Here is an 11,973-nt window from a genome sequence, read left to right as displayed (position 1 = left end):
GCGATGCAACGTTATTTTAGTGAAACCACTTGTATTAGTGGCGATGATGCGCGTCATATTACACGTGTTATGCGCCAAACGATTGGCGACGAAATTATTGTAGTGATGAATGATGTAGCTCATATTTGTACGATTACAGCAATAGAGGACGATGTTTTAGTAGCACCAACAGGGCGTATTGTAGCATCGCCTGAAATGCCCGTTGCTGTAACAATTGCTTGTGGTTTGCCTAAGGGTGACAAATTAGAGCTGATTGCACAAAAGGGTACAGAGTTAGGTATGCATACATTATTACCATTTGAGGCCAAACGCTCCATCGTAAAATGGGATGCAAAAAAAGGCGGTAAAAAAACAGAGCGCCTGCAAAAAATTGCAAAAGAAGCGGCAGAACAATCACACCGTACACATATCCCAGCCGTAAAAAATCCTGTTAGCTTTAAGCAATTACTAGCAGAAGTAAGCACCTATGATATGGTTTTTATTGCGGATGAAGAAGAAGCAAAGCTAACTGAGCGTGTAACCTTTAAGCAAGTTTTACAAGCAGCAGAAGCTAAAACAATGCTACTAGTATTTGGCCCAGAGGGGGGTATTGCTAGAGAAGAAGCAGAAGCTTTACGCGCTGCAGGTGCGAAAACAATGTCACTAGGACCACGTATTTTACGTGCAGAAACAGCACCGCTTTATGCGTTAGCTGCAATTTCTTATGAGTTAGAGTAAAGTAAAGCGCCTGAGTGTCCGGGCGCTTTTTTCTATTTTGCATATAGCCATACGCCTAGGCTTTTGAGATACTAGAGCTAAGAGATTTTATGATTGTTGGAGGAAGCTATGAAAAAAGTTGCCGTAATTCAAGATTTATCTTCATTTGGAAAGTGCTCACTTACTGCCGCTATCCCCGTATTATCAGTTATGGGTGTGCAGCCTACCCCTTTGCCTACTGCAGTATTATCTGCGCAGACGGATTATCCGAGCTTCTTTTATGAAGATTTAACAACAAAAATGCCGCACTTTACGACAGAGTGGCAAAAGTTTAACACGAGCTTTGATGGGATTTATACAGGCTTTGTGACAGGGCGCGAACAGATTGATAATATTTTTGCGTTTTTACAAGCCTTTTATACATCCGAAACACTATTACTTGTCGACCCTGTGATGGGCGATAGTGGTGAGGCGTATAAATTATTTACTGAGGATATGTTAGGGCGTATGCGTGCTTTAGTTAAGCAGGCTGATGTGATTACACCCAACGTAACAGAGAGCTGTTTGCTGACGGGACTGTCCTATGACAAACTATACAGCTACCGTGAACCAGCAGATTTTATGAAGGCATTAACGGCCGTTGGACAAGAGTTACACCAAGAGACGGGAGCTAATGTGATTATCACAGGTGTAAATCCACCAAAAACGACGACCATTGGTAATGTTTTTGTAGATGCAACGCAGGCTAGTTTTAATGCGACAGCCTTTAATGGTAAAAACTATTCTGGCACAGGTGATTTATTTGCGTCTGTTTTAATGGGGAGTTTATTACGTGGTGATAGCGTAGCAACAGGTATTACCTTAGCAGAGGACTTTTTACTGCAGGCAATAGCAGACACCACACGTGCGGGTACACCTGAAATTGAAGGGGTAAACTTTGAACGTTATTTACGTATGTTATTGTAAAATAAGTCAGATATGGGATAGTAACGAGCCCTCATCTAAGGTACAATAAATAGTAAATATTGGAGGAGATAATATGATTGATGTAATTAAAAAGATTCGCACACATTTAATTATTAATAGTATTATTTTTATTGTGCTTGGGTTATTTATTGCAATTAAGCCGGTATTAGCTTATGAATTTACCGTAAATATTGTTTCAGCCTATTTCTTAATTATGGGCTTCATTGCTATTGTTACAGGCTTTAATGAAAAGAAATATAATCGCGGTTATTTAGGCTCATTTGCTCTTGGCGCATTATATATTGTAGCAGCGATTTTAATTTATACATTAGCTGATCAAATTATTAAAATAGTACCGTATTTACTAGGGATTATTATTTTAGTTGTAGGTGTTAGCCATTTAGTAAATGCACTTAGCCTACGTACGATGTTCCCAATTAATAAAATGCCATTTTATATTTATAGTATTTTATTAATTGTTGTAGCATTATTCCTATTAATGCGTCCAATGTCAAGTCTCGTTACATTATTCCAAGTGTATGGTGTAAGTTTAGTAGTCATTGGTGTAATGGATTTAGGTTTGTTAATGTACCTCAAGAAGAAAATTGTCATTAAATAAAAACGAACCCTCGTATAGCTTAACTATGCGAGGGTTCGTTTACGTTTGTGGTGTTATTTATTTTTGTGCAAGTAATTAAACCATACTGCGAAAATACTTGCGGGTTGGTATAGTAGCGCCCTTGTAGTTCATCATCTGATAAAATAATAAAATCCATAAAGGCATCGTTTATTTTTTCGGGCAAGTGCTGTTTAACAACCCGAAAAATTTGAATTGCTACACTGACACGTGTGCCTAACGGGTAGCGCGTTTGAATGGCTGTAGCATAGCTAACACAAATATAGCCCTCTTGTTTAAATTCGAAGCGGATTTTAGTCCAAGTTTGTTTAATACGTAACGTGCATGTCGTTTGCTCACCTGTTACTTCATTAAAGCGTACGCACTGCCACTCACCATTTAAATCAGGCGTTTTAGTAATGCCAATCCGTTGGTAAGAGGGTTTGCGCCATAACTTAGTATTAAAAATCCGTACAAATAATAAAAAGAATGTAAAGGATGTAACGGGAATAGTAATTGTTACAAAAGGCAAGTTATGCAAGAGCGCACTAATGGTGCTAGCAAGTGCAATAGCTAATAGAGAAAGGTAAAATAAAATTTTATTACGCCTTGCATCAATACTATACTCGTGCATTAAAAGCCCTCCTTATTAGCTATTTGATAAATTTAAAAACCCTTCGCCAAATACATCACGTACATCATGAATGGTAATAAAGGCATTAGGGTCAACCTTATGCACATAAGCTTTGAGCTTAACAATTTCTTGATTACTAATAATGATATACAGTACATTTTTCTCTTGCTTCGTGTAATAGCCATAACCTGATAGCACCGTAACGCCGCGATTCATTTTATACGTTACTTGCTCAGCAATCGCTTCGTGTTCTTTCGAAATAATCGTTACCGCTTTTTTGCGGTTAAATCCTTCAATAACGAGCTCCATAGATTTTGTACCAACATACAGCATGACAATTGTTAACATCACAGACTCTAGTCCAATAACAAAATAAGAAGCACCTACCACAATTAAATCAAAGAATAATAGGGCATAGCTAACACTCCAGCCTAAATATTTGCTCGCAATCTTCGCTAAAATAGTAGAGCCTGCTGTAGAGCCACCCACACGAATAATTAAGCCAATCCCTACACCAGAGAACATACCACCAAAAATTGCGCTTAAAATACGCTCATCTGATAAAATATGCCAAGACTCTGTAAGATGTAAGAAAATCGACAATAAAAAAATGACGATAATCGTATAGATTACCATTTTACGATTTAAAAATTTGTAACCAATGACTAATAAAATACCATTTAAAACGAAGCTGACAATACTCGGCGCCCATTCAAATAAGTAGTACGCAATAATCGTAATACCTGTAACGCCACCTTCACCTAAACCATTAGGAATAGCAAATAAATTGACGGCTAACGCGAAAATGAACGAACCAATAATTAGCATGGTCAAGTCTTTGAGGAAGTCCTTCATTTTCCCACCTGCTTTCTATATCACTCAATTTCTACTATAACGTATTTTACCCAGTAATGACCAAGGAAAATCGACAAAAAAACAATTTGCAGCCGTAGCTACAAATTGTTTGGATTAATGTGCAAGCATATCATGTAAAATATCATCTTTTGTCATAGCGGCAGGGAAGTAAGTTGGCCAGTGCGTAACTTCTTCCAATAACTTAGCGCGGTCATCTCCCCAGTATAAATGAAAGTGCCCTGATTTTTGCGGAGCAATGATATGGTCGCTAAATTGAATGAAGGCAGGGACACCTTCGACATTACCCGTTTGTTTAAAAATATAACGTACCCCGCGGTTACCCTTGTCATAAGTTAAAATCTCATAGCCATCATAAGCAAATGTGCCGGTATGTGGCTGATTATTTTCGTAAAAGGTGACCTGATCCCCGTCAATGACAATACGTTCTGTTGTTGTTTTGTAGCCTTCCTCATAATAGGCTTTATAAGCTTCTGGTGTTTTGCTTGGATCATGTTCAGCTTTATGTTCAAATACAGCATCAAGTGTACCATCTTGTAATAGAGGATAGATGGACTGCCAATCGCCTTGCCAATCCGTAAGCGCACGGTCTTTTACTTGGGTGTCTTTAAAATAGCCTGCTGCTATGTCATTACGCTCCGCGTGTTCATGCTTATGTTCGTGTTTGTGCTCATGCTCATGGCTATGTTCATGCTGCGGTGCTTCTTCCTCTTTTGCAGGTGTGTTGGCTTGAGCACAACCTACGAGTAATGCACTTAAAGCTAATGTACAGCCCCATACCTTTTTATTAATCACATGTAAAACCTCCTAATTAGTAATCATTACGCTTTATGAGTATAAAACGGCGAGTTGTATCTGTCAATACAAAAAGTAATCATTACGATTTAAAATAAAACACGGATAGGCATTGTCAATACACGTGCTTTCCTTTAGTATTAAAGGAAAAACGTAATAACTTCTTATAAAGAGAGATGGAAGGACTGGCCTAATGAAATCTCGGCAGCGGAACATCAGTTACCGTGCTAAATCCAGCAAGCAATAGCTTGGCAGATAAGAAGAGCGTCCACTGACCTCTTCTTATTTTTGTAGAAGAGGTTTTTTTAGATTAGGAGAGAGTGAGTAGTGAAGAAAGGCAATCCATGGGCATTGCTCCCATTTTTCGTGTTTTTAGTTTTATTTATTGGTTCAGGTATTGTGTTAAAGGATTTTTATGCATTTCCCGTAATTGTAGCAATAACTATTTCTTCGATGGTAGCGCTCGCGATGAATCGCAAAGTGCCCTTTACGAAGAAGGTCGACATTTTTTGCCAAGGTGCAGGTAATAGTAATGTTATGTTGATGGCATTAATTTTTTTACTAGCAGGCGCATTTTCGAGCGTAGCTAAAGGCATGGGTGCAGTAGATGCAACGGTTAATTTTGCATTATCCATTATCCCGCAAAACTTTTTAATTATTGGGCTCTTTATAATTGCCTGTTTTATTTCACTTGCGATGGGAACATCAGTAGGTACGATTGTTGCACTTGTGCCAATTGGTTTAGGTATTAGCGAGCACACAGGGCTTGCTGTAGCACTTGTGACAGCAGCTGTTATTGGTGGCGCAATGTTTGGTGATAACTTATCTATTATTTCGGATACAACGATTACAGCCGTACGTACGCAAGGTGCGCAAATGAAAGATAAGTTTCGTGTTAACTTTTGGATTGTACTACCAGCGGCATTCATGACAAGTGTGATTTTTGGGGTTTTAACTTGGGGCGAAGCGGCGCCTATTACACATGTTGACTATAGCTTAATTAAAATTGTGCCGTATCTGATCGTCATTGTGTTGGCACTTATGGGCATGAATGTATTTTTTGTGTTAACACTAGGTATTACACTTGCAGGTGTAGTGGGGCTAGTGGATGGTAGCTATCAGTTACTGGATGTTATACAACAAGTGGGCGATGGTATGGCAGGTATGTATAATATGGCCTTTCTTGCAATTTTAATTGCAGGCATGGTAGAGATTATTAAATTTAATGGTGGGATTGAATTTATTTTGCAAGCGATTATGAAGCGAATTTCGACCAGTAAAGGTGCGGAGTTTGGCATTGCTGGGCTTGTTGCCCTTACTAACTTAGCTACTGCTAATAATACGATTGCTATTTTAATTGCAGGCCCGCTAGCAAAAGACATTGCCACGCAGTACAATATTGAGCCGCGTAAGGCTGCTAGTTTATTGGATGTCTTTTCTTGTATGGTGCAAGGCGTATTACCGTACGGCGCTCAATTTTTAGTGGCCGCTAGCTTAGCAGGTATTTCACCAATCAATATTTTACCGTACTCCTTTTACCCTGTATTAATTGGTATATGTGGTGCAGTTGCTATTATGATTGGCTATCCTAAAAAAACGTTCAGCTAAATGAAGTAGCTGAACGTTTTTTTATTGAGGTGATGCTCGTTTAATTTTAGTAGGTGTAAAGAGATGGTATTGGTTTTTTTGTATTACATGTTGTTCAATAGCGCGAGCGTCTGTTTCATCGTGTACAAATAGTGCTGTAATATCTCGTACAATGTGGTAGCCATAGTTAAATTCGAAAAACTTCCGAGAATAAGGACGAATAACTAAAGTTGTTCCTTGCTGCTCAACGATGTTTTCGATATCTTTTCCTTTTGGTAGCTCGTGTTGCCATATTATTGTTACATCTGTTACAACAGCATCTATGTCAGCTTGTTGTAATACATCTACTGTGCTGAGTACTGCTTGGCCATAATGGAGTGCTTGTTTTGTAGATACGCCGGTATATGTTATCGCTAGCTTATTTTCGATAAGCATCTGTACAGTAGGTGCTTTTTTTTCATGATGTGATACAACAAAAGGAACTAAGATGTATATAAATATAATGCTTAGTAAGAGTGAGCGTAATCGATTTCGGTCTCTTGTAGTGAAATCATAGTGTTTATTAAAGTAAAACCCAATGAGAAAAAGGCTAATTAATATAATGGCAAGGCTATTCCAAGGGTTGGGGTAATCAGGGTACATGAAATTTAGTGTGGGTGCTATGTAAGTAAAACGTTCAAGTTGGTAGCCATGTAATAAAAATAATGAAAAATATAGGGCAACAATAATACCGACAGCTAAATTAGTAGTTAATAAAGAGCTACAACAGCCTAATGCTATAGCGAATAGGGCGAACAGTGCTATACAACTTAATAATAGTATAAATGGTGTATCTGGAAATAATCGTCTCACTTCTATTGATAGTAAAATTAAAGTAGGAAGTGAACATATTAAACAAAATAATAGTAACCGAAAACTAGTTAACAGGGGGTTACTTGTAACAACACGTACAATTTTATCCATCATGAATGATTGATGTAGTTGTAAAATCATAATAGTTAATAGAGAAATTAATAATCCGTAAAAAGGAATCAGGGCATGCTGTTCTTGTAATTGAAATAAAGAATGGCTAGCAAATAAAACTAATACAATACTATAATAGCCCCATAAATAATAGTCTTTCCATAATACAGCGAACCATGTTTGCCAAAGGTGAAACATTAGCTCACCACCAATCGCTTGAAAAGAGGCGCTGCAAGAAATAAAAGTAGCCCTATCCAAATGATTAAAGCTAAGCGTTGCATTATAAAACTGGGTTGTATCATCATTTCTTCTATGAGGTTAGGGTTGAACCACAATGCAAACATAGGATTTTGTAAAAATTGAATACTACCTAATAAATATAAAATAATCAGTATAATACTATAAAGAGTGCGTCCTAATAAGAGTGATAAAAACCCTGTTAGTGTTACAACTAAAGCAATGGTTATTAAAATTTGTAGCAGAGTGGCATACAATAAGTAGAGTGGGATTGATAAAGTGATAAACCAAAAAGCACTATAAAATATACAGAGTAAGGTACTAATTACAAGCCAAGTGACTAGAAGTTTATTGAAGAAGTAAAGGCTTGGTGTATGTAAGTGAAAAATCACAACTTGTTTCTCATAACGTTGCAATCTACCAGTCCATAATGTATTTAAAATAATGGGGGTAGCTGGTATAAATAAAATAATATGTAATTGTAGTGAGCCGTACCATGCATCGGTTAAGTTTTCTATTCCTTCTAACCATAATAAAGCAAGAGGAAGAAGCCAAATGATAAATAATGCGATTAGTAATCCCCATTGCTTTGAAAGTAATTTTAGCTCAGTACTCATAAAGACACCTTCTTTTGGTTTATATAAATGTACGCATCTTCTAATGTAGGTATCGCTAATTGACTAGTAGCGATTTGTTGGTGAGCAATAAAACGAACACTTATCCCTTTTGTAGTGGTACGCGATGCAATAATGTTACCGTGTGTAGCGATTTCGGGTAGTAGAGTACCCCCTTCGTAACACCATATTTTGCCCTCTGCAAGTTTAATGAAGTCCGAAATATTACCATAATAATTCATACTTCCTTGATGGAGTAGCAAGATTTTTTCGCAAGTCATGGCGACATCTTCAATGATATGAGTAGATAAAATAATAAGACGCTCTTGTCCAAGGTTATTTAGTAATTGGCGAAAAGCAACACGTTCATTTGGATCTAGCCCGACTGTAGGTTCATCAACAATTAATAGTTTAGGATCTCCTAACAACGCTTGAGCGATACCCAGTCGTTGTTTCATGCCACCAGACAGTTCGCTGAATTTTTTCTTGCGCTGAGAGGCTAGTCCTACGAATTCTATTTTTTCATTGATTTCAGCAGTACGTTGCTGTTTGTTGGAAATCCCTTTTAAGCGGCAACTATAGGCTAAGCACTCCTCAACATTTAAAGAGGGAAAGAAATTAAAGTTTTGTGGTAAATAGCCTATCTGTTGCCTTAGCTCGTATAAATGTTCGCTGGCTAATAGGTTATCGTATAAAATTGAACCATTTGTAGGTTTCGTTAGTGTAGCAATTATTTCAATGAGCGTGGTTTTTCCTGCGCCGTTTTCACCTAACAAACCAATGACACCTTTAGTGGCTTCAAAGCTTATATTTTGAAGTACAGGTGTTTTATAATGCTTGGTAATATTTTTAACTAGTAAATTCATAAAAAGCCCTCCATTCTCACTTCTCAATATATACCAATTGAACAAAATGATAAATGATAATTCTTTGTCCAAACAATACACATGGAAAGAATACGTGGTAATATGCTATTATTAAACACGTTGATATTTTTTAGTGCATATAATGGAAGGATGAAATAAATTATGAGTGCAGAGCTTACTAAAACTGTGAGTTTTCATACATTAGGTTGACTGCATGTATACATAGTTATGATATATTTTACTAATGATTTGTACTTTAGTATTTATAAGCTATCCAGCCATTGGTTAGATATCGAGAGATACTCTGACGTGTAAAACTATATATGTAGTATACTACTGGAAAAAGTATAACAAAAGCTCTAATATGTTTGACAAGTGAGAGATTCGCTTAAGTTAGGGCATAAACTTGTAACGGTTATTGAATATTAGGAGTATAAAGAACATAAATCTACCGAAAAAATAAGTACTTGGTGATAAGTAAGTGATCCATTTTTTGTTAATAGCTTACTTAAAAACAAAAGATAGGGGAGGATATTAAAAAAGACTTTTCGCTTTTTGTAAGAGGCTTACCTTCATCTAAATTTAAAAATATATTAGGAGGCGTTTTTTATGAAAAAAACTATGTTATTTGTTTTGTCATTGACGTTAATATCCATTAGTCTTATTGGTTGCCAATCAAAAGACAGTAATGAACATTCCGATACAAATATATCAAAGGTCAATATTTCTAAATCAAGTGGATTTGGTAAAGCTAATACAGATGATTTTTTAATAGAATATGAAGATAAAGAAACGCTTGATATATTTGACAATGCTATCTCAAACGCTATTAAGAGAAATGGTATTGTATCCATTGTTGAACCTGAATTTGATTTATCTGTTAGTTATACAGATGGAGATAAGCAGGTTTATCATTTATGGCTTGGGAAGAAAGGGAAAACAAGTATCTTAATGAATGCTAATGATACACACATCGTTTATGACATCTCAGAAGAAGTAACTAATCAGTTGGTGGATTTGGTTAAATAATTTTTATTTGAGACCTCCTCGTTTGGGGGTCTTTTTTATGCATTTCTTAGCATCTCAACAGTTAAGTAATAATATTGCGGTTATGGTTTTATGCCAATATAACAGTAATTTTAAGGTTGAGAAATTCTCTTTTGCCATCGTCTTCTTCAAAATTTTCTGTAATATCTATATAGGTAACGCTAGTGATTGTGATACTTGATGTTTCGTTTAATATCTGTGTTACCATAAAGAACAGAATCTAAGCTTGAAGAAAGTCATGCTTCGTCAGTCGTGTGTGATTATCGAAAATCTCTTAATGGTCTGTAAAGAAAAGAAATTTTAATTCAAGCAGGATTTGATGATTTAAATTTCATTAGAGCGGATGACTTAGGAGAAGATTTCAAATAATAATATAATGCTACAAGAGGAAATGTACTTCTTCTATGTTAAAAGGGATAGGTGCATTTTCTACACTATTTTATAAATTTTTAAAATAAGAAGTATTTATAATAGCTACACCTATGTTTGTAGAAATGTAATATTAAAATATTCATTTGCAAATACAATAACACCTGTAGAGACATTTTTAATGAAATAAAATTTAGTTAGTAAAGCCATCGACATTAATTGTCGGTGGCTTTAATTTATGTGTGAAGTGTTTTCGCAACAATACACATGGAAAGAATACGTGGTAATATGCTATTATTAAACACGTTGATATTTTTTAGTGCATATAATGGAAGGATGAAATAAATTATGAGTGCAGAGCTTACTAAAACTGTGAGTTTTCATACATTAGGTTGTAAGGTAAACCATTATGAAACAGAGGCCATTTGGCAATTATTTGAGGCGGATGGCTATGAGCGCGTTGACTTTGAGCATCAATCAGATGTGTATGTCATTAATACATGTACGGTAACAAATACGGGGGATAAAAAATCACGTCAGGTTATTCGTCGTGCGATTCGACAAAATCCTGATGCGGTAATTTGTGTCACGGGCTGTTACGCACAAACATCACCAGCAGAGATTATGGCAATCCCAGGTGTTGATATTGTTGTTGGTACACAAGACCGCACAAAAATGCTAGGCTTAATTGAAGAATACCGTACGGAGCGTAAGCCAATTAATGCCGTGCGTAATATTATGAAAAACCGCGTCTATGAAGAATTAGACGTACCAGCGTTTACTGACCGTACGCGTGCATCACTTAAAATCCAAGAGGGATGCAATAACTTCTGTACGTTTTGTATTATCCCTTGGGCGCGTGGTTTAATGCGCTCGCGTGATCCGCAAGAAGTAGTTAAGCAAGCACAGCAATTAGTTGATGCAGGCTATCTTGAAATCGTATTAACAGGTATTCACACAGGTGGTTATGGTGAAGATTTAAAAGACTATAACCTTGCGCAATTATTACGTGACTTAGAAGCAAATGTGAAGGGGCTTAAACGTCTGCGTATTTCTTCTATTGAAGCTTCACAGTTATCAGATGAAGTGATTGATGTGCTACGTGAATCAAAAATTGTTGTTAATCATTTACACATTCCGATTCAATCGGGTTCAGATACGGTATTAAAACGTATGCGTCGTAAATACACGATGGATTTCTTCTCTGATCGCATTACACGCTTAACAGAGGCATTACCAAATTTAGCGGTAACATCTGATGTTATTGTAGGTTTCCCAGGTGAAACAGAAGAAGAATTTATGGAAACGTATAACTTTATCCGCGACCATAAGTTTTCAGAGCTTCATGTTTTCCCTTATTCAAAACGTACGGGTACGCCAGCAGCGCGTATGCCAGACCAAATTGATGAGGAAATTAAAAATGAACGTGTACATCGCTTAATAGCGTTAAATGACCAGTTAGCGAAGGAATATGCGAGCCGTTTTGAAGGCGAAGTTGTTGAGGTTATTCCTGAGGAGAAGTTTAAAGACGGCGAAGGCCAAGACTTATATGTAGGGTATACGGATAACTACTTAAAAGTAGTATTTGCGGGTACTGAAGATATGGTTGGTGATTTAGTCGCAGTTAAACTAACGAAAGCAGGCTATCCTTACAACGAAGGTCAGGTTTTACGTGTATTAGAAGAAGTATAATAGTTATAGAGGCTGGGA

12 protein-coding genes and 1 riboswitch are annotated in these 11,973 nt (G+C 36.6%); of the genes, 6 read left to right on the top strand and 6 right to left on the bottom strand.

The genetic code is table 11. The features are described 5' to 3' along the window. The first annotated feature begins 3 nt into the window (after positions 1-3). From CH76_RS06540 to CH76_RS06530, 3 genes are all read left to right on the top strand, one after another. Positions 4-717: a 16S rRNA (uracil(1498)-N(3))-methyltransferase gene (locus tag CH76_RS06540; RefSeq protein WP_036144440.1), complete on the top strand. Its 714-nt coding sequence runs from the start codon at positions 4-6 to the stop codon at positions 715-717. 108 nt (positions 718-825) lie between these two features. Then, complete coding sequence (locus tag CH76_RS06535; RefSeq protein WP_036144438.1) at positions 826-1,662, top strand: pyridoxamine kinase; 837 nt, start codon at positions 826-828, stop codon at positions 1,660-1,662. A 73-nt stretch (positions 1,663-1,735) separates the two neighbouring features. Continuing rightward, positions 1,736-2,281, top strand: a complete 546-nt coding sequence (locus tag CH76_RS06530; protein ID WP_036144435.1) for an HdeD family acid-resistance protein — start codon at positions 1,736-1,738, stop codon at positions 2,279-2,281. Positions 2,282-2,300: 19 nt separating this feature from the next. On the opposite strand, the gene CH76_RS06525 is transcribed toward CH76_RS06530, so the two are convergent. From CH76_RS06525 to CH76_RS06515, 3 genes are all read right to left on the bottom strand, one after another. Continuing rightward, positions 2,301-2,912, bottom strand: coding sequence for a hypothetical protein (locus CH76_RS06525; RefSeq protein WP_036144433.1), 612 nt, complete (start codon positions 2,910-2,912; stop codon positions 2,301-2,303). Between the two features lie 15 nt (positions 2,913-2,927). Further along, positions 2,928-3,767, bottom strand: a complete 840-nt coding sequence (locus tag CH76_RS06520; protein ID WP_036144430.1) for a YitT family protein — start codon at positions 3,765-3,767, stop codon at positions 2,928-2,930. Between the two features lie 114 nt (positions 3,768-3,881). Further along, the gene (locus CH76_RS06515; RefSeq protein WP_036144427.1) at positions 3,882-4,580 is read right to left on the bottom strand and encodes a metal-binding protein ZinT; all 699 of its coding nucleotides are present in this window, start codon (positions 4,578-4,580) and stop codon (positions 3,882-3,884) included. Positions 4,581-4,741: 161 nt separating this feature from the next. Next, a riboswitch (SAM riboswitch) is annotated at positions 4,742-4,842 on the top strand. 65 nt (positions 4,843-4,907) lie between these two features. On the opposite strand from CH76_RS06515, the gene CH76_RS06510 reads away from it, so the two are divergent. Then, on the top strand, positions 4,908-6,188 hold the full coding sequence (locus CH76_RS06510; RefSeq protein WP_036144424.1) for a Na+/H+ antiporter NhaC family protein: 1,281 nt from the start codon (positions 4,908-4,910) through the stop codon (positions 6,186-6,188). Positions 6,189-6,209: 21 nt separating this feature from the next. Here CH76_RS06510 and CH76_RS06505 read toward each other — a convergent pair whose 3' ends face one another. Genes CH76_RS06505 through CH76_RS06495 form a run of 3 tightly spaced genes read right to left on the bottom strand, consistent with a single transcriptional unit; the run spans position 6,210 to position 8,847 of the window. Continuing rightward, positions 6,210-7,328, bottom strand: coding sequence for a hypothetical protein (locus CH76_RS06505; protein WP_036144422.1), 1,119 nt, complete (start codon positions 7,326-7,328; stop codon positions 6,210-6,212). Continuing rightward, entirely contained in the window at positions 7,328-7,984 is a 657-nt protein-coding gene (locus CH76_RS06500; RefSeq protein ID WP_036144421.1) for a hypothetical protein, read from the bottom strand. Before CH76_RS06500 ends, CH76_RS06505 begins: the two co-directional genes overlap by 1 nt. Next, positions 7,981-8,847, bottom strand: coding sequence for an ATP-binding cassette domain-containing protein (locus tag CH76_RS06495; RefSeq protein WP_036144419.1), 867 nt, complete (start codon positions 8,845-8,847; stop codon positions 7,981-7,983). Before CH76_RS06495 ends, CH76_RS06500 begins: the two co-directional genes overlap by 4 nt. Positions 8,848-9,456: 609 nt before the next feature. Between CH76_RS06495 and CH76_RS06490 the strand changes: the two genes are divergently transcribed. Together CH76_RS06490 and mtaB are read left to right on the top strand one after the other, a co-directional pair. Beyond that, positions 9,457-9,876: a hypothetical protein gene (locus tag CH76_RS06490; RefSeq protein ID WP_051910260.1), complete on the top strand. Its 420-nt coding sequence runs from the start codon at positions 9,457-9,459 to the stop codon at positions 9,874-9,876. Between the two features lie 735 nt (positions 9,877-10,611). After that, entirely contained in the window at positions 10,612-11,955 is a 1,344-nt protein-coding gene (mtaB, locus tag CH76_RS06485) for a tRNA (N(6)-L-threonylcarbamoyladenosine(37)-C(2))-methylthiotransferase MtaB (protein WP_036144417.1), read from the top strand. Positions 11,956-11,973 lie beyond the last annotated feature (18 nt).

Source organism: Lysinibacillus sp. BF-4 (assembly GCF_000743635.1).
Lineage (GTDB): Bacteria > Bacillota > Bacilli > Bacillales_A > Planococcaceae > Metalysinibacillus > Metalysinibacillus saudimassiliensis.
Note: the sequence above shows the minus strand (reverse complement) of the source record. Positions and strands in the feature narration are given on the sequence as shown.